Genomic DNA, 23,901 nt, shown 5'->3' with positions numbered 1-23,901 from the left:
ATTATAAAAAAATAAAATTCTATAAAGATGAAAAATATAATTAAAATTTTAGGTCTAGTTGCCATTATAATGGTAAGTTCATTATTAATGTTCGGCACTAAAAAAGACAATACAAATAAAGAAAAGGTAAAACTTGAAGAAAGTGATAAAAACACAAGTGAAACCTATCAAATTAAGGCCTTAAAAATCCCGGCTAATTTAAAATTTGCGGGAGAATTAGTTCCTATTGAAAAATCTGATATTAAAGAACGAATAGATCGTGAACTTCTAGTAAATACTTATTGGCAATCTAATGGTTTATTACTTCTTAAAAGAGCAAATAAATACTTTCCAATTATAGAACCAATTTTAGCGAAAAATGGTGTTCCAAATGATTTTAAATATTTAGCTGTAATTGAAAGTGGATTACAAAACGTTACATCTCCTGCGGGAGCAAGAGGTTTTTGGCAAATTATGTCTAGCACGGCAAAAGAAAACGGACTTGAAGTAAACTCTAATGTTGATGAACGTTACAATTTAGAGAAAGCAACCGAAGTAGCATGTAAATATTTAAAAGCTGCAAAAGACAAATTTGGAAACTGGACTATGGCTGCTGCTGCTTACAATGCAGGAAATGCTGGTATGTCTAGAAAAATAAAAGCTCAAAAAGTAGAAGATTATTACGATCTTCTTTTAGGCGAAGAAACTAAAAGATATCTTCCTAGAATTGTAGCTGTTAAAGAAATTTTATCTAATCCTGCCAAATACGGATTTATTTTTGACTCTGAAGATCTATACAATTTAAAACCAACTAAATTAATTGAAGTAGATACAGCTATTACTAATATTGCTGTATTTTCTAAAAACTTAGGAATTAATTATAAAATTTTAAAAACACACAACCCTTGGTTACGTGAAAATAAATTAAATAATAAGTCACGAAAATTATATAAAATAAAAATTCCTTCTGAAATTTAATTATTATCAGTAATAAATTAAAGATGAAAATGACACTAACAACTGTTCTGTTTTTAATTATTATTGGTCTTTCTGCAGGTATTTTAAGTGGATTGGTTGGCGTAGGAGGAGGAATTATTATGGTTCCTCTATTTGTTTTATTTTTAGGTTTAACTCAGTACAACGCGCAAGGTTTAAGCCTAGCTGTAATGTTACCACCAGTAACTTTCTTAGCTGTTTATAATTATCATACTGCAGGAGATGGAGGTAATATAGATTGGAGAGTTGCCATAATTGTTTCTGCATTATTTATTATTGGTGGCTTCCTCGGATCTAAAATAGCATTGCAAATAGATCAAAAAACACTTAAACGAATATTTGGTTTTTTTATGTTAGTAGTTGCAATTAAATTAATTTTCACAAAATAAAAAGACAACTTTTAGAGTTTAATTATAAATTAACCTAGGATTCTTTAAAATATCCTTACATTGAAACTTTTAATTAAAACCATCAAATGGATTTTACCAACCCTCTAGTATATGGAGTTCCTTGCTTTCTTGCCTTAATTTTATTAGAACTTACTTATAGCAAAACTCACAAAAAAGAAAAATTATATGAATGGAAAGATTTAGGAGCCAGTCTTTTTATGGGCATTGGCTCAGCAATAATTGCTCCACTTATAAAAACAGTTTCGGCAATTGTAATTTTCAATCTTGTATTTGAATTTTTTAATCCTGAAATTAATGGTATAAGAACAAATATTTTTGGATGGGAATCTTTTAGTTACGCTTGGTATATCTGGTTAATTTGTCAAATTTTAGATGATTTCACTTACTATTGGTTCCATAGACAAAATCATATGGTTAGAGCTTTATGGGCTGCTCATATTGTGCATCATTCTTCTGACAATTTTAATCTTGGAACTGCCGTTAGGAACGGATGGTTTACCATTCTTTACAAACCTTTATTTTACATGTGGATACCTGCATTAGGTTTTAGACCTGAAATGGTAGTAGTTTGTCTTGGTATAGAAGCTTTATGGCAATTTCAACTACACTCCGTTTATATTCCAAAAATGGGATTTATTGAAAAAATATTTAACACCCATACAATGCACCAAGTTCATCATGCGAGAAATATAGAATATATGGATAAAAATCATGGAGGGTTTTTAAATATTTTTGATAAAGTTTTTGGTACTTGGAAAGAATTAGATGAGAATATTTCTATTGAATATGGAGTAACACATGCTCCAGAATCATACAACCCTTGGGTTATTTTAACCCATGAATATAAAGATATTTGGAATGACACTAAAAAATCTAAAAACTGGTATCATAAATTTATGTACATTTTTGGACCTCCAGGTTGGAGCCATGATAATAGCACACAAACAGTAAAACAAATGCAATTAGAAATTAAACAAAATAAAGTTTAAAAGTAAAATATTATAGATTCTCAATTAATAATAAATTAATGAGGTATTACAGATATGATTAGAAATGTTAAAGTTGCTGACGCTCAGATAATTTCTGAAATTTATAATTACCATGTTCTTAACACTATTGTAACGTTTGATTTAAACCCTATTAGTGTAGATGAAATTTCTCAACAAATTAAAAATGTTACAAAGAAACATCCTTGGATTGTTTATGAAGAAAACAATAAAGTTTTAGGTTATGCCTATGCTGACACTTGGAAAAAAAGAAATGCATATAATTTTACAGTTGAAAGTTCTATTTACATAATGCAAAACGCAATTGGAAAAGGAATAGGAAAGAAACTATATGAACATTTAATTAATGATTTAAAATCTAGAAATATCCATTCTATTATTGGTGGAATCTCATTACCTAATGAAGCAAGCATAGCTATTCACGAAAAATTTGGATTTAAAAAAATTGCGCATTTTAAAGAAGTAGGCCTAAAATTTAATAAATGGATTGATGTTGGATATTGGCAACTTAAAATATAAAATTAACACGGTTTTTATCTTATCTTTGCACTATGGGATTAACAAATAATGATGTTTTTAAAAAACTAAGAGTAGCTCACAAATTTCGTGATACTGATATTATAAAAATTTGTGAATTAGTTGACTTTAAAGTAACTAAAAGTGAATTAGGAGCAATTTTTAGAAGTGAGGATCATCCAAAATACATGGAATGTGGAGACCAATTTTTACGTAATTTCTTAAATGGTCTTATTATTCACTTAAGAGGACCAATGCCTCCAAAAGTGGCTAAAAAACAAGAAGATAAAAAAAAACAAGTCTAAACTTATTATAATGTCTATCAATTACTTTGATAACTAAAACGAACTTTGATTAATCAAGGTCTTTTTATTTTATAATAACTTTATCTCCCAAAAATTTAGGATTTTTATGAAAAAATAAATCTATAAACACTTTAACGCGTGCAAATTTCTCACGTATATTAGTTTTAAACCCATATTTAGAAGGAACATTTTTAGCGTTAAACCCAATAGCATTAATTCCTTTTTTCTTTCCAATATAAATTGCCCTTGCATTATGAAACTCTTGTGATATAACAATAAATTCACTTAAACCAAATATTTCTTTTGCTCTTACCATAGAATCTAACGTTCTAAACCCCGCAAAATCCATATATATTTTACTTTCAGGAACACCCAATTTAATTAAATCTTCTTTAAAGGTTAAAGGCTCATTATAAGACGGTGAACTATTATCACCACTTACTAAAATGAATTCAATTTTATTGGATTTAAACAAATCATAGGCTGTAATTAACCTATACTTATAATATAAATTGAGAGTTCCATTTAACAAATATTTTGTAGTTCCTAAAACAACTCCAACTTTATGTTTAGGGATATTTTTTACATTTTTAAAAATAAAAGGCTTCGTTTCTTTTTCAATTATATAATTCGAAAAATACAACGACGTTCCAATTAAAAAAACAATTAAAGAAGTTAGTAAAATTAATCGTTTAAACATATTGAATCTTTTACAGAATCAAACTCTAATAATATTTCATTTATTATATCCTTAGCAGGTTTAATGTTATGAATAAGGCCTGCAATTTGCCCTATTTCTAACTCACCTTCTTCCAAATCTCCTTCAAACATTCCTTTTTTAGCTCTACCTCTACCTAATTTTTCTTTTAGAACTTCAACTGAAGATTTTTCTTTATATAATTCTTGTAGTTCATTGTAAAATTTATTTCTAATCAACCGAACCGGTGCTAATTCTTTTAGTGTTAAATGAGTATCCCCATCTTGAGTATTCACAACTTTTTCTTTAAAATTTATATGTGCTGAAGATTCTTCACTAGCAACAAATCTACTTCCTATTTGCACACCATCAGCACCTAAAACCATTGCAGCTAGCATTCCTCTTCCTGTAGCAATTCCTCCAGCCGCAATAACAGGTATAGTTAATTTTTCTTTAACCATAGGAATTAAAGTAAATGTCGTAGTTTCTTCTCTACCATTATGTCCTCCAGCTTCAAAACCTTCTGCAACAACAGCATCAACACCCGCAAGTTCAGATTTTACTGCAAATTTCACACTACTAACAACATGAACTACAGTTATCCCTTTTTCTTTTAAATATGAAGTCCAAGTTTTGGGATTTCCTGCTGAAGTAAAAACCACTTTAACGCCTTCAGTAATAATAATTTGTATTATTTCTTCAATATTAGGATATAACATAGGTACATTTACACCAAATGGCTTATCCGTAGCAGCTTTACATTTCTGAATATGTTCTCTTAATACTTCAGGATACATAGATCCAGCGCCTATTAATCCTAATCCTCCTGCATTACTTACAGCAGATGCTAATCTCCACCCACTATTCCAAACCATACCAGCTTGAATAATTGGATATTTTATATTGAATAGTTTTGTAATACTATTTTCCATTAGTTTTTTAAAATTTTAAATTCTTTAATCTCATTACCATAGTTTATCTTTAAAAGATATAACCCTGTAGATAAATAGGATATATCTAATTTAGGATTTTCACTATGTAACTGTTCTTCTATTATTTTACTACCTGAAGTACTAAATAATGTAATTTCCAAATTACTTATACCTTTAGGAAATTTAATATAAACATTATTAGATGCTGGGTTTGGGTAAAAAACTACTTCAGCAGTACCTTTTTGTATTTTTTCAATTTCTAAAGCATTAAAAATTGATGAAAAATTTGGAATTCCATATCCCATTTGATAATCAATTGTTGCATTTGTCTTTGTTGAAACATCGTATAAATGACCTGACTCTCTAACTAGCTGTACAATTTCATCATTTGTTTTATTAGGGAAAGCTTGCCATAAACACGCAATAACACCTGCCAATACAGGAGAAGAGAACGAGGTTCCGTTAGCAAAAACAACGTTTCCGGATGTATTAATAAGAGCTGTGCCTTGCCCTTGAGCGCAAACATCTGGTTTAATTCGTCCGTCATAAGTTGGGCCAAAAGAACTAAAAGATGCTATTTCCTCATTAGATTTTACAGCCCCAATAGTTAATACTGAAGGTCCGTCAGCAGGTGCATTTATATATGGCCAATCTGGATCACCTCCTTCATTCCCTGCTGAATTCACTAAAATCATTCCTCTTGAAAATGCTATTTCTGCACCACGAGTAATAAAGGCTGTTTGTCCATCCATATCACTATAAGAATAGTTATGATTTGTATTATCAAAAAACACCGAATATCCTAAAGACGTATTTATAATATCAACTCCTAAACTATCAGCTCTTTCAGCTGCTTCTACCCATAAACTTTCCTCTAGTTTAACCTCTTTGTTTGAGTCTTCAGTTATAAAAAGGTAATATTCTGCACCCGGAGCTGTTCCAATATAATTATTTGTAGCTCCATTTATTCCATTTTCTAAATATCCCGCCATAGTTGATAAAACAGACATCCCGTGATAATTCCCTGTAAAATAATTTAAACTTCTATTTACAAAATCATAGCCACCCAATATTTGATTATTATCTATAACCTGCTTAAATGCCAACAAAGAATTTACGTTTGGAAAACCTGCATCCAAAACAGCTATTTGAATCCCTAAACCTTTTAATTCTTTTAGATGTAACGAATCTCCTTTTAACATTGAGAGCTGATTTTCTGCATCTCCATAAATATCAACCTTTTTAAACTCTAATTTATTTCTTTTTTTTGAAATTTTATTTTTGGATTTTGGTGTTTTAGAACTATTTAATGATTTATTGGCATATTCAATTGAAGATACTATTGTATTCCCATTAAATTCTATACTTAATAATGCATCAATATTAACTTTTGTATCTTGAACATGCAAAGCATTTAACCACTTTGACCTAGCCAAAATAGAAACTCCACTTTCTTTTATCTTTAATACATAACTCGCATCAATAGGTACATCTTTACTATCTAAATGAATACTAAATCGTGCTCTTCTATCTAAAGATCGCTGAGTTAACATTTTTAAAGGTGAAGAAAAATAACTCGCCTCACTTGGTTTATCTTTAAAATATACCCAAGCATCTTCAATTTGAGCCGACAAGTTAGAAACGGAAAAGGTAATTATGATAAAAAAATATAAACGTTTCACTTTTAAAATTTAAAAATTACCTTCCTAAAATAAGAAATAATACTGAAAACTAAGATATTACACCAGAACCAACTAATTCTTCATTTATATACCAAGCTACAAATTGTCCTTCTGTAATTGCAGATTGCTTATTTTCAAATTGAACATACAAGCCTGTTTCAACTTTATAAATTATGGCTTTTTCTAATTTTTGACGATATCTTATGCGTGCTAAAACAGCTAACGATTCCCCATTTTTTAATGCTAAATCTTTTCGAACCCAATGGATTTCGTCATTTGAAACAAACAAAGTATTTCTATACAAACCTGGGTGGGTTTTACCTTCTCCAGTATAAATTACATTTTCTTTTACGTCTGTATCAATTACAAATAAAGGTTCTTTAGTTCCTCCTACTGCCAATCCTTTTCTTTGACCTTTAGTAAAATAGTGGGCACCTTGATGTTTCCCTACAATTTTTCCATCTTTAATGGAATATTTATATTTTGAAGCAAAAAAAGCTAATTCTTCTTCCTTTGAAGCAAAAATAGGAATCTCTCTATTGTATTTTTCAAAATCTGATGGAATTTGAACTATTACACCTTCTTTTGGTTTTAATTTTTGTTGTAAAAACTCAGGAAGTCTAACTTTCCCAATAAAACATAACCCTTGAGAATCTTTTTTATCTGCAGTAATTAAATCTTGCTCAGCAGCAATTCTTCTAACTTCTGGTTTTGTTAATTCTCCAATTGGAAACATTGCTTTAGAAAGTTGATCTTGAGATAGCTGACATAAAAAATAAGATTGATCTTTATTACCGTCAACACCTCCTAATAATTTATATACATTTTCACCATTAATCTCTTCCTCTCCTTTTCTACAATAATGTCCGGTTGCTACATAATCAGCTCCTAAATCCGTTGCAATTTTCATAAAAACATCAAATTTAATTTCTCTATTACATAAAACATCCGGATTAGGAGTTCGTCCCATTTCATATTCATTAAACATATAATCAACTATACGTTCTTTATACTGCTCACTTAAATCAACAACTTGAAAAGGGATTCCTAACTTATCTGCAACAATCATTGCGTCATTACTATCTTCCAACCAAGGACATTCGTTAGAAATAGTAACAGAATCATCATGCCAGTTTTTCATAAACAAGCCAATAACCTCATATCCTTGTTCTTTTAACAAGTATGCAGCTACACTACTATCTACACCTCCAGAAAGCCCTACTATTACACGTTTCATTTTAAAAAATTTAGAGAGCAAAGATACAGATTACTTTTAGTAAGGAAAAGTTAATTTTTGATTAGTAATTTACCAAACTATTTAGAAAAACAAAGTTAACTTTTAAATAACATTACAAATAAACGACGGTATTACCTTCGCTAAAACAAATACTTAACTTTAAATTATTAAATATGAAAAAATCATTATTTATTACTCTATTCTTTGCTGTTACAATTCTTTTTGCACAAGAAAAAGACAAAACTTTAACAATTAAACAAGGAACCTGGAATTTTGGAGGGGGTATCTCATTAAGTGTCAATAATAATGAAAGTATAAGAGAAAATGGAAATTTAACTGGAGAAAATTTAGGTTTTACAATAACACCTAAATTTGGATACGCCATTAATAATAATTTAGTGATTGGTTTAGGAACTGGCTATAGTTATAATAAATCTAGTAGCGATTTTAATAATGATGATGCCGCTGAAAATGAACAGAAAATCTATTCTTTTTCTTTAATCCCTTATATAAAAAAACATTTTGGTATTGGAGAAAAAGTCTCTATAAATTTACAAGGGAACTTTGAATATACAAGAAATTGGAATGATGTATTTGAAAATAATTCATCTGAGTACAACTATAAATCAAATAATTATTTTATTGGAATTCGCCCAGGGATTACCTATTTTATTAATAAAAACTTTGCTCTAGAAGCTCAAGCAGGCTCATTAGGTTATAGCCATACAAAAAGCGAACAAAATAATAGATCTAATTCTACAAAAAGCAACAGCTTTAGATTCAATTTAAATACCTCAAGCTTATCTTTTGGCTTGTCTTATTATTTATAACCAATTTCTATAAAAAGAGCATTTCAAATCTAAAAAAGTTATTATTGTAAAATAAAAGCACAAAAAAAAGCCTATCAAAATTTGATAGGCTTAAACACTTTAAAATGTATATTATTTAAGTCTTAAATAACTTTTACGTTTACTGCGTTCATTCCTTTTCGTCCTTCTTGTAATTCGAATTCTACTTCATCACCTTCACGGATTTCATCGATTAAACCAGAAATATGTACGAAATGTTCATTGTTTGAGTCATCTTCTTTAATAAATCCAAAACCTTTAGTTTCATTGAAGAATTTTACTGTACCTTTACTCATTATTGATATTTTTATAAATTATATTGTTGCAAAGATACTCTTTATTTCTTTAACTAGGTATAATTTAATTTTAAAATGAATTATTTGTCACTCGACAAATGATATATATCTCTAATATCCTCTAAGATTTTATCAAAATCAATCTTTAAGTCCACAATATTGCCATTATGAATATCCCAAACCCAGCCGTGAATTGTTATTCTTTTTTCTAACATAGCTTTTTGTACAACAGCTGTTTTCATAACATTTACACATTGTTCTTGTACATTTAACTCTACTAATCTATCGTATTTTTTATTTTCATCTTTAATTGAGCCTAGTTCTACTCTATGCAATCTATAAACATCTCTAATATTTCTTAACCACGGATTTAACAATCCTAAATCTTCAGATTGCATTGCAGCCTTAACACCTCCACAAGAATAGTGACCACAAATAACTACATGCTTTACCTTTAAATTACTCACTGCGTAATTTATTACAGACATTACATTTAAATCTGTATTAGGAACCATATTTGCTATATTTCTGTGTACAAATACTTCTCCTGGATTTGCTCCCATCAATTCTTCTGCAGTAACTCTGCTATCTGAACAGCCAATATATAAAACCTCTGGACTTTGCCCTTTCCCTAAATTTATAAAATAATCCTTATCTACACTTAGCTTATTTGCAATCCATACTTTATTGTTTTCAAATATTTTTGATATATCCAATTTCTTAAGTTTTATTAATTAAACAATTCTTTTTTTAATTTATTTTTATAGTTTTCACCCAATTACTTAATAACTCAAATTGTTCCGCATTCATTTTTGCATCTTTATGAATTATTAAATAACTTTTTAAAGGCATCTCATGAGATTTTAAAACTTCATCCAAATCCTTAATTATATGTTTTTTCTGATTTATATTATAAGCTGTCCATTCTGAAAAATTTAAGTGCTCTTTACCATCATTTACATGTGAAGCTAAATACCAAGATACTGGTGCTATTTTACTATACCACGGATATACTGTATTGTTTGAATGGCAATCATTACACGATTTTTTTAAAATACTTTGAACATTCTCAGGTACATTTATTACTGTTGAAATATGATTTATATTATTTCCTGAATCGTTTTTATTAGGTCTTATTAACTGTATTAGGATAAAAACAACCACAATACTTAGTATTCCTTTTTTCATAAATTAATTAGTTTAATAGTTCTTCTAATTCTTTTTTCGAAATAGTTAATAATTCTGGCTTTACCAATCTTTGAATTAGCACTTTCCATTTTTCATTTTGTTGAAACAACTCTTTTAAAATATGTTTCGCTTCAATTAACTCACCATTATTAGCCAACGTAATAGCGTACCAAAATTTCATTTCTAAATTATTTGGATTTAATTCCTGAGCATGCATATAATGCTCTTTAGCCAATTTATTATTTCCTATTTCTACTGCTAAATCGCCTTTATTCATATATTCATATGCTGTATGAATTGTTAATAAACGATCCAACTCTTCAATGGGGTTTTCGTTATCCTCCACACGTAAATCAACCACTTTATCTTGCCAACTATTTCCGGTACTTTTTGCTTTCACTATTAAAATTGCAGCAGATTGTTTACCTCTTATATCACCACCTTCTTTTTGAGCCGCTTTCATTGCTGCTAACATACGTTCTGCTAAACTTCCTTTACTGTTTTCATAAGCTTTAGCCATTGCTGACCAAACCGTATTTTTATCCATTAAATTTGCTTGCACTGAAAAATTATTTCCAATAATATGTCCTGCATTCTTAATACACTTTTCCCCTGTATATGCTTCTACATTTCCATGTGCATCTAAAATTGCTAATTGCCTAACGTCTCTACCTTCATCTAATTCTAATAAAGTTGATACAGCTAATTTTGGTGTTAGCCCATTTTCTAATAAACTTAAACCTCTTGGTCCAAATGAAGGGTTTATAAATGATTGTGTTGCTACAACTCCAACTCCTGCTTTTCCCCAAGTAACTAAACTACCAACTGAAAACCAATGTGATTGCACTGCAACACCCATTTCACCTGTAACTGTATCTCTTGCAACTATTGAATAAGTATGAGCAAATGGTTCTTTTTTTGAATAGACTTTCTGTGAAAACCCATTAAAATAAAATAGTAATGTTACTATTACCACACTCAAATATTTCATATTTTGTAAATTTAGAAATTAAAGACAGATATCCTATTTTTTATAATACAATATACAACAATATGGCCATTTCCAATTTTTGGTTTTACACAATTATGATTTTAGTAATACTTCATATAATTATTGCTTTTGCTTATTTATTAATAAAATTATCTCCTAAAAAAACAAAAGAGAAAAAAAATGACTAAAGTATTTTTAATTCAAGAATTAGAAAATTTAGGATCAGCTTTGCGTGTAAATCGTAATCGTATTAGAGATTTAGTAATCGATAATCCGGAATTATTTCCATTTTTATTAGAAATTTCATTTAATGTAAATGATAAAGTTTCTATTAAAGCAGCCTGGGTATTAGAATTAGTTTGTGAACAAAAAATAGATTGGGTAGCTCCATATTTGGATCTATTTACATTAAATATTGGAAAAGCTTATTTAGATAGTGCCGTTAGACCTTTATCTAAAATTTGTAATTTTATCGCTATTACATTCAATTCAAAAAAAGACAGCATTCTAAAAAACACACTTTCAAAAAAACATATTAACGCAATTATTGAAACTGGTTTCGATTGGATGATAAGCAACCATAAAGTAGCCACAAAAGCATATGCAATGAATTTTCTTTATATTTTTGGAAAAAACTCAGATTGGGTTCACAAAGAACTGAAATTAATTATACAACAAAACATACCAAAAGAAAGTCCCGCATATAAAGCACGTGGAAAGATTACTTTAGACTTGATAAACAGACAATAAAAGTATTCTTTTTAGCTTAATTTCATTAATTTTGCTTTTTTCAACACAAAACTAACAGATGGCATTAACAAGTTTAAACGCAATATCTCCAATTGATGGTAGATACAGAAGTAAAGTAGAAGGTTTAGCTCCATTTTTTTCGGAAGAAGCGCTAATAAAATACAGAGTAAAAGTAGAAATTGAATATTTTATTGCATTGTGCGAAATTCCATTGCCACAATTAGTAAACTTTGATAATTCACTTTTTCCTCAATTAAGAGCAATTTATATTGATTTCACTTCAGCTGATGCTCAAAAAATTAAAGATATTGAAAGTATTACAAACCATGATGTAAAAGCGGTTGAATACTTTATTAAAGAAAAATTTGATGCTTTAAGTTTACAAGCTTATAAAGAATTTATTCACTTTGGTTTAACTTCTCAAGACATTAACAATACGGCTACACCATTATCTATTAATGATGCTTTTGATATTGTTTACTATCCTGAATTAGCAACTTTAATAGAGAAACTAAGACAATTAGCAACTGCTTGGGCAGACATTCCTATGTTAGCACGTACTCACGGTCAGCCGGCTTCCCCTACTCGTTTAGGAAAAGAAATATTAGTATTTATAGAACGTCTTGAGCAACAAGTAAAACAATTACAAAATATACCTTATGCAGCCAAATTTGGTGGAGCAACTGGTAATTATAACGCTCATGTTGTTGCTTATCCAAACATTGATTGGAAAACTTTCGGAACTCATTTTGTTGAAAAAGTATTGGGTTTACACCACTCTTTTCCTACAACTCAAATTGAACATTATGATCATTTAGCTGGAATTTTTGATGCTCAAAAACGTATCAACACTATTTTAATTGACTTTAATAGAGATATTTGGACATATGTTTCTATGGATTATTTTAAACAAAAAATCAAAAAAGGAGAAGTTGGTTCTTCTGCAATGCCACATAAAGTAAATCCTATAGATTTTGAAAATTCAGAAGGAAACTTAGGAATTGCAAATGCAATTTTTGAACATCTTTCGGCAAAATTACCTATTTCTCGTTTACAACGTGATTTAACAGATTCAACTGTTTTAAGAAATATTGGTGTTCCGTTTGGTCACACAATTATTGGCTTCACTTCTACGTTAAAAGGATTAAATAAATTATTAATTAATAAAGAAAAATTTGCTGAAGATTTAGAAAATCATTGGGCTGTTGTTGCTGAAGCTATTCAAACTATATTACGCAGAGAAGCATATCCAAATCCATATGAAGCATTAAAAGGTTTAACTAGAACTAACGAAAAAATTACTCAGAAATCTATGGCTGATTTTATTGATAGTTTAGAGGTTTCAAACGAAATTAAAACTGAATTAAAAGCTATTACACCAAGTAATTACACTGGAATTTAAAATTTACAAAATGAAAAAAATTGCATTAATAGTATTGTTTTTAACACTGGTAACAAGTTGTCAGGATGAACCTTTAAACCCTGACAGATTTAAATCTGGGACTTTTGAAATTCCAGAAGGTAAAGGTTATGAAAAAACAATTATTATTAGGCAAGATTCTCTTCAAATAGAAAAATATCAAGATAGAATAGACACTTTATCAATCAGTTGGAAAAATAATTTTAATTATACATTAAAAATGATCAATCCAAAATCTGCCATTGATGAAGATCCTATTCATATTAAAATTACCAATATAGAAAGTAATTCATATGAATTTGAAGCTGTAATTGGTCATTCTAATTTTGTGCAAAAAGGTGAATTAATTAAAAAATCTGAATAAGCTATGGAGATATTTTTACAAGCAAACACTTGGATTGCCTTATTAACTCTTATCTTTTTGGAAATAGTTTTAGGTATTGATAATATTGTTTTTATTTCTATTGTTTCAAATAAACTAGAAGAAAAAGATAGACCAAAAGCACGAAACATCGGTTTAATATTGGCTATGGTTTTTAGAATTGGCTTATTATTTGGAATATCTTGGGTACTACAATTACAAAATGTATTAATACACATTGATACTACCTGGTTAAAAGCTGGGATTACTGGTCAAAGTTTAATCATTATTGCTGGTGGACTGTTCCTTTTATATAAAAGTGTTGCCGAAATCCATCACAAATTAGAAGGTGATGAGAATGAGACAAATACAAAGGCTAGTAGTACTATCTTAAATGCAATTATTCAAATTGTTGTCTTAGATTTAGTTTTTTCTTTTGACAGTATTTTAACTGCAATTGGATTGGTTAGTTTTGATACTCCTCCTGTTGGATTTGGGTATTTTGGAGGAATGGCTATCATTATAATTGCCATTATTGTTTCTATAATTATTATGTTAGTATTTGCAGGACCTGTGAGTAAATTTGTGAATGAACACCCTACCATTCAAATTTTAGGTCTATCGTTTCTATTGTTAATTGGTGTTATGCTATTAGCCGAAGGATCACATTTAGCTCATTTTGAATTCTTTGGAAATCCAGTACATAGTATTCCTAAAGGGTATTTATATTTTGCTATATTTTTCTCACTTTTCGTAGAATTTCTGAATTTAAAATTGAAAAAAGGAAAAAACCCAGTTCAATTACACAACTCAACTATTGTTGATGAGAAACTAAAAAACTCTAAAATATTAGATAAGTAATTTTCTAATTATAACATAAAAAAAGCCGAACAAAATTAATTTGTTCGGCTTTTTTTATGTTATTTATTCTATTAGATAGTCATTGAAAACAATCTTGTATCTGGCTTATTATCAATTAAACGAAGATCAAAAGCCATACAAATATTACGTACAAACATTCTTCCCTCTTCTTTTACAGTAATTTTAGTTAAAGAAACATCTATTAAACCATCATCAATAATTGGCTGTAATCTTTTTATAATTTCTGCTATTGTTTTTTCATCCAGTCCAACATTCCAAGTTGTTTCTAAATTACACATTAAATTTAAAATATGCTTTCTTATAATTAAATCCTCATCTGTTAATAAATGACCTCTAAAAATTGGAATTATACCGTTATTTACCTTTTCAGTATAATCATCTATATTTTTTTCGTTTTGAGCAAAAGCATACCAAGAATCACTTATTGAAGACATTCCTAAACCAATCATCAATTCAGTTTTACCTGCTGTATACCCCATAAAATTACGATGTAACTTTTTAGCTTCCATCGCCTTATGTAATGAATCCGTTGGTAACGCAAAATGGTCCATCCCTACTTCAACATAACCATTATCAAAAAATAATTGTTTTCCTAACTCGTATAAATGACGCTTTTCATTGTCCTTTGGTAAATCACTATCGTCAAAACCACGCTGCCCAACTCCTTTAATCCAAGGCACATGTGCATAACTATAATAGGCTATTCTATCTGGTTTTAATTCAATAGTGTTTTTTATGGTGTTTCTAATGCTTTCTTCTGTTTGAAATGGCAATCCGAAAATTAAATCGTGACTAATAGATTCATATCCAATTTTACGAGATAAATCATTTACACGTTTCACTTGATCAAAACTTTGAATTCTATGAATTGCTTTTTGAACAATAGGATCATAATCCTGAATTCCAAAACTATTTCTTCTTGAGCCTAAATCAAACAATGTTTGTAATTGTTCTTCGGAAGTATGATTTGGATGTCCTTCATAACTAAAATCGAAGGTCTTAAACTTCTCAGCTCTTTTAAAAATTCCGTTAATTAACTTTTTCAAGTTTTCAGAAGAGAAAAAAGTTGGAGTTCCTCCACCTAAATGAATCTCTCTAATTTTTGGACGTTCCTCTAACAAATCACAATATAAATCCCATTCTTTTAAAACAGTATCCATATAAGGTTGTTCAACCTCATGACGTTTTGTTATTTTTTTATGACACGCACAAAACGTACATAAACTCTCACAAAACGGTAAATGAATGTACAAGCTAATTCCTTCAACATCATTACTTTCATTAAACGATTTTTTAACCGTTCTTTCCCATTCTTGTTGTGCAATTCCTTCTTTATCCCAAAAAGGAACTGTTGGATAACTAGTATATCTTGGGCCAGGAATATTATATTTTTGAATTAGGTTTTTCATCTCTAAACTATTTAAAATTCTTTTACAAACATCTCCATATCAATGGCTACAAGCTCATTTTTAGGAATATAACTTTTTAATTCAGTTTTCTTCCAAACAAACCCTGTTTTTTTAGCAACTTTAACGCTTGCTAAATTTGTTTTATGCGCTAATATAAAGAGTGATTTTAAATTTACTTTCTTATGTGCAAACTTACTTATTTCATTTACAGCTTTTGTCATTAAGCCTTTATTGCCGTAATCACTATCTATTGAATATGCTACTTCTGCATTTTTTTTATTGTTATCTATATTTTTAATGATAACCAATCCTATTATTTTCTCATTTTTGATATCCTTTATACCTAAAGTATACTCTTTATTAGAAAGTAATAATGCGTTTTTAGTATCAATATATAATTTGGTCATTTCTAGATTTAAATTTTCCTCTAGAGTTTTAGGAAAATAACGTTGAAACCTAACTTTATTTACCAATAGCATTTCACTTAAACTGATAGCATCTTTCTGTTTAAGATTTACAATAGCAAAATCACCTATATTAATATTTATATTCTTTAACGGCATCAATAAATGCTTTTGCATTATCTACAGGCACGTGTGGTAAAATTCCGTGTCCTAAATTTACAATGTATTTATCCTTTCCAAATTCATTAATCATCTCTTTTACCATAGTTTTAATAACTTTTGGAGTTGATAATAAACGAACTGGATCAAAATTTCCCTGCAATGTGATTTTATTTCCTGTTAATTTTCTTGCAACTTTTGGAGAAACTGTCCAATCTACACCTAAAGCAGATGCGTTTGAATTTGCCATATCTTCTAAAGCAAACCAACATCCTTTTCCGAAAGCAATTACCGGAGCATCATCTTTCAATGCTTCAATAATTTGATTGATATACTGCCAAGAAAATTCTTGATAATCTACTGGAGACAACATTCCTCCCCAAGAATCAAAAATTTGAACAGCATTAACACCTGCCTTTACTTTTTCTTTTAAATAAGCAATAGTTGTATCAGTTATTTTTTGAAGTAATGTATGTGCTGCAATTGGTTGAGTAAAGCAAAATTCTTTAGCTTTATCAAAGTTTTTAGAACCTTGTCCTTGCACACAATAACATAAAATTGTCCAAGGTGAACCCGCAAAACCAATTAAAGGAATTTCATCATTTAATAATTCTTTAGTCGCTTTAATAGCTTCCATTACATAACCTAATTCTACAGTTACATCTGGCACAATTACGTTATCTACATCTTTTTGAGAACGAATAGGATTAGGTAACCAAGGCCCAATTCCTTCTTTCATTTCAACCTCAATATTCATTGCTTGTGGAATCACCAAAATATCAGAAAATAAAATAGCAGCATCCATTCCAAATCTACGTATTGGTTGCACTGTTATTTCTGAAGCTAATTCTGGAGTTCTACATCGTGTAAAAAAATCATACTTTTCGCGAATAGCAATAAATTCTGGTAAATATCTTCCTGCCTGACGCATCATCCAAACTGGTGGACGTTCAACTGTTTCACCCTTTAAAGCTCTTAAAAATAAATCGTTCTTAATCATTTATGCTATATTCTAATTAGTAGTATTCGTTATTTATTAAATTTATCAGCAACTGCTTTCATAGCAATTTGAATAGCCGATCTTACTTTATAAATATCTCTTTTGGTCATTGCAGTGCCTAAAAACCAAGACTCAAATTGAGATGGTGGTAAAAACACACCATTCTCCATCATTTTCCAAAAGAACGTTTTAAACTTTTTTGTATCACTTGTTTGAGCTGTTTTAAAATCAACAACTCTAGTTTTTGTAAAAAATGGATTAATCATAGAACCAAATCTATTTACTTGTAAATCAATACCATTTTTTTTAGCAGCAGATTTCATTTCTCTTTCTAAAAAAGCTGCCGTTTTTTCAAAATCTTTATATGGATTCTGTTTTTTTAATTCTTTTAAAGTTGCTATACCACAAGCCATAGCAATAGGATTTCCCGATAATGTACCTGCCTGATACATATCTCCTAAAGGCGACACCATTTCCATAATTTCATTTCTAGCACCATAAGCTCCCACAGGAAAACCTCCACCAACAACTTTACCTAAACAAGTAATATCAGCTTCAAAACCTAAAAGTTCTTGAGCACCTCCATATTGAGATCTAAAACCTGTCATTACCTCATCTGCAATTAACAAAACATCGTTATCTTTTGTTAACTCTCTTAATTCTTTAATAAACTTTTTATCTGGCTGAATAACCCCCATATTACCGGCAATAGGCTCTATAATTACAGCCGCTATCCCTCCTTTTCTAATATGATTTTCAACACTTTTTATATTATTAAATTCAGCGATCAACGTGTTTTTCACAGCTTCATCTGGCACACCTTTACTCCCTGGAATACTTAATGTTGCTAAACCTGATCCGGCAGCCACTAACAAAGCATCTGAATGCCCATGATAACAACCTGCAAATTTTATTATTTTATTCTTTCCTGTATAAGCTCTTGCTAAACGAATAGCACTTAAAACCGCTTCAGTTCCTGAATTAACAAATCTAACTTTGTCCATTCCTGGAAAAGCATCACAAACCATTTCTGCCATTATAATTTCACCTTTGGTTGAAGCTCCAAAAGTGTAACCATTCTTCATATATTTCTTTATGGTTTTCTCTACAACACCATTTCTATGCCCTAAAATCATAGGGCCATAAGAAAGAACAAAATCTATGTACTCATTTCCATCAACATCATAAATTTTACTTCCTTTAGCTCTTTCAATAAAAATAGGAACTCCACCAACAGATTTAAATGCTCTTACCGGTGAATTTACTGCACCAACTAGGTGTCTTTTTCCTCTGGTATATAATTCAATTGATTTTTCTAATTTCATATTGTTATTGTTATTGGTGAATGAACGGAGTAATAATTAATTTATTTCAGATAATCACTATGATGTTACTAAGTGGCCAACTTTAACTTTACTCAGAATACTTTTATTTTTTTTGTAATATTTTAGCAACTTCTTTTGCAAAATAAGTGATAATAATATCGGCTCCTGCTCTTTTCATTGAAAGTAAACTTTCCATCATTACTCTATCTCCATCAATCCAACCTTTAGCAGCTGCAGCTTTTATCATTGCATACTCTCCACTTACATTATAACAAGCAATTGGACGATCAAAATTATTCTTTAAATCACGAATAATATCTAAATAAGCCAATGCTGGTTTTACCATTAAAATATCAGCACCTTCTTCATCATCAAAAGTTGCTTCTCTTAAACCTTCATCTCTGTTTGAAGGATCCATTTGGTATGTTCTTCTATCGCCAAATGTAGGAGCAGAATCTGCTGCATCTCTAAATGGACCATAAAAAGCTGATGAATATTTTACTGCATATGACATTACCGGTAGGTTTGAAAAACCTGTATTATCTAAGGCTTCTCTAATAGCTTGAATCATACCATCCATCATTCCTGATGGTGCAACCATATCAACACCTGCTTTTGCATGAGATATAACTTGTTTTGCAATATTTACTAATGTTGCATCATTATCAACATCATTATCATGAATAATTCCACAATGTCCATGGCTTGTATATTCACAAAAACAAACATCTGTAATTACATATAAACTTGGGTAATTCTTTTTGATAAAACGAATAGCTTGTTGCATAATTCCATTATCATTCCAAGTTTCAGAACCTGTATCATCTTTTTTTGAAGGAATTCCAAAAAGTAATACTGCAGGAATATCTAATTCTACTACCTCATCCAATTCTTTTGAAATCCTATCTAAAGAGAATCTTTTTATACCTGGCATAGAAACTATTTCTGTTTCTATATTTTCTCCTTCTTCAATAAATAAAGGATAAATTAAATCGTCAATAGTTAATTTATTTTCTCTAACTAAACGACGAATATTTTCGGTTTTTCTAAGACGTCTGGTTCTGTTCATGACTATATTTTTTAATTTTCTATACTGTCTTTAAAGTGTTCATTCACTGAACTCAATACACTATTTACTGTTGACACTTTTGCTACAACAACTTCTTCAAAATGCTTTCTTGCCTCGGTAGCTGTAGTCTCTCCTATACAAAAAGCAACCCCTTTTCCTTTTGAATTATCTTTAAGATAACTTTCAATACCTGACGGACTGTAAAATAACACTCCTTTAAATTTATCTTCAACACTTCTTGGTGTTAACTGAGTTTGATAACACTCTACTTCATTTACCTCAACTTTATTATTATTTAAAATTGTTGGTAAATCATCTCTTCTTATATTTCCACAGAAAAAAGTAACCTTTTTATTTTCTAAATTTTCAACTAAATAATTGGCTAACTTTTCTGCATCTTTTTCTATATGCGCAATCTTGCCAATTTTCTTTTCTATTAATTTTTTGGTTCTTCTACCAACGCAATAAATATTTGAAAAATCTAATTCTAATGGTGAAAAGTTATTTAATAATGCTTCAACTGCATTTTGACTAGTAAAAACAACATTTTCTATTGGTTTTTTAACTATTAAAGGCTTTAAACGATTGTTTCTTATAGTAATAAAATCACTACTTACAACTCCAATTCTTGAATTTAAAATAGATGTTTGATCGTGTGATAAACTTTTTGTTGAATAAATTAATGTAGATTTTTCAATATCCTCTTGAACATTGTACATTAAATTTTTAGCACCTCTTTCTAATAAAAATTTAGCACCATACTCTCCTAAATCCCAAGCATTATCTTTTGGTGATGTTTTAGAAAATTCCATTTTATTTCTTCCATCTGGACTAAACAAAACTCCTTTAAATTTAATTTCATCTTTTATCACCAATGCCAAAGCACCAATTGGAGCTGTACATCCACCTTCTAAAACTCTTAAAAAATCTCGTTCAATTTTTACACAAGTTTCAGTATCTTCATCATTAATTTGTTTTACAAACTCTACTAATTCTGTATTTTCTCCTAACGCGGCAACCATAACTACTCCTTGAGCTGGCGCAGGCACCATCCAATCTAATATTAAAGCTTCGTCTGGTTTAGGCATTAACTTTAATCTTTTCAATCCTACTTTTGCAAAAATAGCCCCATCCCAATCATTGTCGTCCAACTTTTGCAATCTAGTCTGAACATTTCCTCTTAAACCTGTTATTTTATGGTTTGGATATCTATATAACCACTGCGCTTTTCTGCGCAAACTACCTGTAGCTATTGTAGCTGTTTTATTAGAAAAGAACTCATCATCATCTTTCATAATTAAAACATCATTAAAATCACCTCTTTTAATCACGGCTGCTTGAACCACACCTTCGGGTAATTTTGTAGGAACATCTTTAAAAGAATGCACAGCAATATCAATATTACCATTTAACAAGGCAACGTCTAAATTTCTGGTAAAAACTCCTGTTACTCCCAATTCATATAAGGGCTTATCTAAAACAACATCTCCAATTGAATCAATTTTCACAATTTCAGTTTCACAACCAAAATGTTCTAATTGTTGGGCAACGGTATTAGCCTGCCATAGTGCTAATTCACTAGAGCGAGTACCAATTCTAATAATTTTTTCCATTCTTAAACTTCGGTTTTTTCTTTGCAGAATATTTTGCTTATAACATTTATACTCTGATCAACAGAAGTCTCATCAGCTTTTAAATGTTTAACAAATTGTGTAGTTATTTTTTGAATCATTCTGTTAGTTAAAAACTCAGCATGTTCAACATTAAAATCTTTTAATTTTTTTGAGTGAAAGTCAATTTCATCTTGCTGTATTGCTTGCAAGGATTCCTTTAATGCATTTACTGCAGGAACATACTTTCTATTTGAAATCCAATCATTGAATTCTTCTTGATATTTTTCAATAATTTTTTCAACTAAAGGAATTTCATTTTTTCTTACTTCTAAAGTTCCATCTGTAATTTTCGAAAGTTCATCAACATTAATTAAATCAACTTTTTTCATGTCTTTTACCTTAGCATCAACATTTTCAGGCATTGATAGGTCTAAAATCAACAAGTTTTTTTCTGAATGAATATGTTCTTTTGTAACAGTAAAACTATTTGCGCCAGTTGAAACTACTAAAATATCTGAATCATTTATACTATTTGATAATGAACTAAACTCTTCAATACCTAATTCAGGATGCTGTTCTTTAAATTCAATAGATCTAGCTGTTGTTCTATTAATTAAAGAAATATTTTTATTGTTCGTATATTCAAGAATATTTTTACACGTATTTTTCCCTATTTCTCCTAACCCATAAACTAAAATAGATTTATCCTGATAATTTGGAACGTGTTTAATTATATATTGAACCGCCGCATAAGCTACTGAAGTAGTTCCCGAACTTAATTTTGTTTTATTTTTAACCTCTTTACTGGCTTGTAAAACTAAATTCATAATACGCTCTAAATACGTATTTGTTGTCCCCATTTGTTTGGCCAACTTGTAAGACTCCTTCAATTGTCCTACTATTTCATAGTCACCTAATATTTGACTTTCAAGACCAGTCCCTATTTTAAATAAGTGAGCAACTGCCTCTTTATTTTTATAAACATTAGAAACATTTATAAAGTCTTCAACACTTCCGTTTGAGTATTTAACTAACAAACTAATTAATTCAAACGGATGCTTCGCAAAACCTGTAATTTCTGTTCTATTGCAAGTTGACAGAACAATAATACCGTCAATACCTTTATCCTTAGCTTCTTGTAAAAGTAACTTTTGATTTTTTTTAGAAACACTAAACGCACTTCTAACTTTAACATCGGCTTTTTTATAACTTAAACCTACATTGTACAATTTAGTTGGTAAACTATCTAATCCCATAAAATTGGTTATCCTAATAAGTATCGACAAAAGTACATATTTACCTTTTGCCAAAATACCGACAAAAGTACTTTTATTATCGATATAAGTTATTAATTCTAATTTAGAAACATTCTAAATTAGTGTTTTCACTGTGTTTTGCTGCAAACATAGGCAAAATACTACTATTTCCAATATGACAAATGTCACACTTTTAAATTGAATATATTAATAGAAAAGCTATAAATATTGTATTTTTGCCCTAGTTTAAGATCTTTTTTATAAAAATCACCAATGAAACCAAATACAAACAACTATAAAAACATCGACAAAAGTTCTTATTTAATATTTAACGAGAAAAGCACATTTAAAGTGTTTTATTTCAATAATTTAAGTGATGAGACACAACTATTAAAAAAGAATTTAACCACAAATTATATTCAAATATACTTTAGTTTACACGGAGATAATGTGGTTGCCATTAATATGGAGCACTGTGCTGTTCCAATTAAATCTGGAAATTCTACTATGGTTTATTTTAAAGATGAAACTATGGATGTTCTTTTTAAAATTACACCAAAATCTGAACTCATTGGTGTTTTAATTTCTATTGAGTATTTCCATTCTTTATTTTCTACTGAAGGAAATATCCCTTTTGATTTTAGTAGTTTTAAAACAGGTAAACCAATTATTGAACCCAAAGAAATAAATCCTTCTATTGGTTTAATTTTAAACCAATTAAAAACAAAACAAACAAATCAATCTTTAAGAACTGTATATATAAAAGGTAAAGTATATGAATTATTAAGCTATTATTTTAGCTCAAATGCTGAGACCGAAACAGAAAATTGCCCATATATTGCTAGTGAAGAGACAATTAGTAAAATTAAACAAGCAAAAGAGATTATAATTGAAGAAATGAATAACCCACCTTCACTAAATGAATTAGCCAAAAAAGTTGGGTTAAATATAAAAAAATTAAAAACTGATTTTAAAGAATTTTATGGAGCTCCTGTATTTACATTCTTATTAAATTACAAAATGGAACTCGCTAAAAAATTATTACAAGAACAGCAATTAAATGTAAATGAAATAGCTTTAAATTTGGGCTATAGTAATTCAAGTCATTTTATTGCTGCTTTTAAAAGAAAATTCGGAATAACACCAAAACAATTTGCAAAATCATAACA

General features: G+C 29.3%; 26 protein-coding genes. 11 read left to right on the top strand and 15 right to left on the bottom strand.

Annotated features, from left to right (window positions below):
• Positions 1-27 precede the first annotated feature (27 nt).
• The 5 genes from DAD81_RS17050 (at position 28) to DAD81_RS17030 (ending at position 3,213) form a co-directional block, all read left to right on the top strand.
• Entirely contained in the window at positions 28-957 is a 930-nt protein-coding gene (locus DAD81_RS17050) for a lytic transglycosylase domain-containing protein (protein ID WP_111709514.1), read from the top strand.
• 23 nt (positions 958-980) lie between these two features.
• Positions 981-1,364, top strand: a complete 384-nt coding sequence (locus tag DAD81_RS17045) for a sulfite exporter TauE/SafE family protein (RefSeq protein WP_317047334.1) — start codon at positions 981-983, stop codon at positions 1,362-1,364.
• Between the two features lie 86 nt (positions 1,365-1,450).
• Positions 1,451-2,374 (top strand): sterol desaturase family protein, encoded by a 924-nt coding sequence (locus DAD81_RS17040; RefSeq protein ID WP_111709513.1) that lies wholly within the window; start codon positions 1,451-1,453, stop codon positions 2,372-2,374.
• Positions 2,375-2,428: 54 nt separating this feature from the next.
• The gene (locus DAD81_RS17035) at positions 2,429-2,911 is read left to right on the top strand and encodes a GNAT family N-acetyltransferase (RefSeq protein WP_111709512.1); all 483 of its coding nucleotides are present in this window, start codon (positions 2,429-2,431) and stop codon (positions 2,909-2,911) included.
• 32 nt (positions 2,912-2,943) lie between these two features.
• Positions 2,944-3,213, top strand: a complete 270-nt coding sequence (locus DAD81_RS17030; protein ID WP_111709511.1) for a DUF1456 family protein — start codon at positions 2,944-2,946, stop codon at positions 3,211-3,213.
• Positions 3,214-3,277: 64 nt separating this feature from the next.
• Here the strand turns inward: DAD81_RS17030 and DAD81_RS17025 are convergent, their stop codons facing one another.
• From DAD81_RS17025 to mnmA, 4 genes are read right to left on the bottom strand one after another with little or no spacing between them, the layout of a single operon-like run.
• Positions 3,278-3,913: a SanA/YdcF family protein gene (locus DAD81_RS17025; protein WP_111709510.1), complete on the bottom strand. Its 636-nt coding sequence runs from the start codon at positions 3,911-3,913 to the stop codon at positions 3,278-3,280.
• Positions 3,898-4,842 (bottom strand): NAD(P)H-dependent flavin oxidoreductase, encoded by a 945-nt coding sequence (locus DAD81_RS17020; RefSeq protein ID WP_111709509.1) that lies wholly within the window; start codon positions 4,840-4,842, stop codon positions 3,898-3,900. Before DAD81_RS17020 ends, DAD81_RS17025 begins: the two co-directional genes overlap by 16 nt.
• Positions 4,842-6,524 carry a S8 family serine peptidase gene (locus DAD81_RS17015; RefSeq protein WP_179950068.1) on the bottom strand — a complete coding sequence of 561 codons (1,683 nt, stop codon included), beginning with the start codon at positions 6,522-6,524 and terminating at the stop codon, positions 4,842-4,844. Before DAD81_RS17015 ends, DAD81_RS17020 begins: the two co-directional genes overlap by 1 nt.
• Before the next feature lie 49 nt (positions 6,525-6,573).
• The gene (gene mnmA, locus DAD81_RS17010) at positions 6,574-7,761 is read right to left on the bottom strand and encodes a tRNA 2-thiouridine(34) synthase MnmA (protein WP_111709508.1); all 1,188 of its coding nucleotides are present in this window, start codon (positions 7,759-7,761) and stop codon (positions 6,574-6,576) included.
• Between the two features lie 173 nt (positions 7,762-7,934).
• On the opposite strand from mnmA, the gene DAD81_RS17005 reads away from it, so the two are divergent.
• Entirely contained in the window at positions 7,935-8,591 is a 657-nt protein-coding gene (locus DAD81_RS17005; protein WP_111709507.1) for an outer membrane beta-barrel protein, read from the top strand.
• 122 nt (positions 8,592-8,713) lie between these two features.
• Here the strand turns inward: DAD81_RS17005 and DAD81_RS17000 are convergent, their stop codons facing one another.
• The 4 genes from DAD81_RS17000 to DAD81_RS16985 all read right to left on the bottom strand — a co-directional run bounded on the left by DAD81_RS17000 (position 8,714) and on the right by DAD81_RS16985 (position 11,084).
• Positions 8,714-8,905, bottom strand: a complete 192-nt coding sequence (locus tag DAD81_RS17000; RefSeq protein ID WP_111709506.1) for a cold-shock protein — start codon at positions 8,903-8,905, stop codon at positions 8,714-8,716.
• Positions 8,906-8,985: 80 nt separating this feature from the next.
• Positions 8,986-9,621: a carbonic anhydrase gene (locus DAD81_RS16995; protein WP_111709505.1), complete on the bottom strand. Its 636-nt coding sequence runs from the start codon at positions 9,619-9,621 to the stop codon at positions 8,986-8,988.
• A 34-nt stretch (positions 9,622-9,655) separates the two neighbouring features.
• Complete coding sequence (locus DAD81_RS16990; RefSeq protein WP_111709504.1) at positions 9,656-10,093, bottom strand: heme-binding domain-containing protein; 438 nt, start codon at positions 10,091-10,093, stop codon at positions 9,656-9,658.
• Between the two features lie 7 nt (positions 10,094-10,100).
• Positions 10,101-11,084, bottom strand: a complete 984-nt coding sequence (locus DAD81_RS16985) for a DUF1028 domain-containing protein (protein ID WP_111709503.1) — start codon at positions 11,082-11,084, stop codon at positions 10,101-10,103.
• A gap of 180 nt (positions 11,085-11,264) precedes the next feature.
• Here DAD81_RS16985 and DAD81_RS16975 point away from each other — a divergent pair, with 180 nt between their 5' ends.
• The 4 genes from DAD81_RS16975 to DAD81_RS16960 are packed head-to-tail and all read left to right on the top strand — an operon-like array spanning position 11,265 to position 14,476.
• Positions 11,265-11,834, top strand: coding sequence for an adenylosuccinate lyase (locus DAD81_RS16975; RefSeq protein ID WP_111709501.1), 570 nt, complete (start codon positions 11,265-11,267; stop codon positions 11,832-11,834).
• A gap of 58 nt (positions 11,835-11,892) precedes the next feature.
• The gene (gene purB / locus DAD81_RS16970; protein ID WP_111709500.1) at positions 11,893-13,236 is read left to right on the top strand and encodes an adenylosuccinate lyase; all 1,344 of its coding nucleotides are present in this window, start codon (positions 11,893-11,895) and stop codon (positions 13,234-13,236) included.
• Positions 13,237-13,246: 10 nt separating this feature from the next.
• A complete protein-coding gene (locus DAD81_RS16965; protein WP_111709499.1) occupies positions 13,247-13,618 on the top strand; it encodes a hypothetical protein in 372 nt (123 codons plus the stop codon).
• A gap of 3 nt (positions 13,619-13,621) precedes the next feature.
• Positions 13,622-14,476 carry a TerC family protein gene (locus DAD81_RS16960; RefSeq protein WP_111709498.1) on the top strand — a complete coding sequence of 285 codons (855 nt, stop codon included), beginning with the start codon at positions 13,622-13,624 and terminating at the stop codon, positions 14,474-14,476.
• Between the two features lie 71 nt (positions 14,477-14,547).
• Here the strand turns inward: DAD81_RS16960 and hemN are convergent, their stop codons facing one another.
• From hemN to hemA, 7 genes are all read right to left on the bottom strand, one after another.
• The gene (gene hemN / locus DAD81_RS16955; protein WP_111709497.1) at positions 14,548-15,906 is read right to left on the bottom strand and encodes an oxygen-independent coproporphyrinogen III oxidase; all 1,359 of its coding nucleotides are present in this window, start codon (positions 15,904-15,906) and stop codon (positions 14,548-14,550) included.
• An 11-nt stretch (positions 15,907-15,917) separates the two neighbouring features.
• On the bottom strand, positions 15,918-16,469 hold the full coding sequence (locus tag DAD81_RS16950) for a GNAT family N-acetyltransferase (protein ID WP_157961169.1): 552 nt from the start codon (positions 16,467-16,469) through the stop codon (positions 15,918-15,920).
• A complete protein-coding gene (gene hemE / locus DAD81_RS16945; RefSeq protein WP_111709495.1) occupies positions 16,444-17,469 on the bottom strand; it encodes a uroporphyrinogen decarboxylase in 1,026 nt (341 codons plus the stop codon). The genes DAD81_RS16950 and hemE overlap by 26 nt, the downstream gene beginning before the upstream one ends.
• Positions 17,470-17,498: 29 nt before the next feature.
• The gene (gene hemL, locus DAD81_RS16940; protein ID WP_111709494.1) at positions 17,499-18,794 is read right to left on the bottom strand and encodes a glutamate-1-semialdehyde 2,1-aminomutase; all 1,296 of its coding nucleotides are present in this window, start codon (positions 18,792-18,794) and stop codon (positions 17,499-17,501) included.
• 103 nt (positions 18,795-18,897) lie between these two features.
• Positions 18,898-19,863, bottom strand: a complete 966-nt coding sequence (hemB, locus tag DAD81_RS16935) for a porphobilinogen synthase (RefSeq protein WP_111709493.1) — start codon at positions 19,861-19,863, stop codon at positions 18,898-18,900.
• A gap of 11 nt (positions 19,864-19,874) precedes the next feature.
• Positions 19,875-21,476: a hydroxymethylbilane synthase gene (gene hemC, locus DAD81_RS16930; RefSeq protein WP_111709492.1), complete on the bottom strand. Its 1,602-nt coding sequence runs from the start codon at positions 21,474-21,476 to the stop codon at positions 19,875-19,877.
• A 2-nt stretch (positions 21,477-21,478) separates the two neighbouring features.
• Positions 21,479-22,732, bottom strand: coding sequence for a glutamyl-tRNA reductase (gene hemA / locus DAD81_RS16925; protein ID WP_111709491.1), 1,254 nt, complete (start codon positions 22,730-22,732; stop codon positions 21,479-21,481).
• A 273-nt stretch (positions 22,733-23,005) separates the two neighbouring features.
• Between hemA and DAD81_RS16920 the strand changes: the two genes are divergently transcribed.
• Complete coding sequence (locus DAD81_RS16920) at positions 23,006-23,899, top strand: AraC family transcriptional regulator (RefSeq protein WP_111709490.1); 894 nt, start codon at positions 23,006-23,008, stop codon at positions 23,897-23,899.
• The last annotated feature ends 2 nt before the right edge of the window (positions 23,900-23,901 follow it).

Source organism: Lutibacter citreus (genome assembly GCF_003260195.1).
Classification (GTDB): Bacteria; Bacteroidota; Bacteroidia; order Flavobacteriales; family Flavobacteriaceae; genus Lutibacter; species Lutibacter citreus.
The sequence above is the reverse complement of the archived record's forward strand: the minus strand, read 5'-3'. Positions and strand labels throughout refer to the sequence as shown.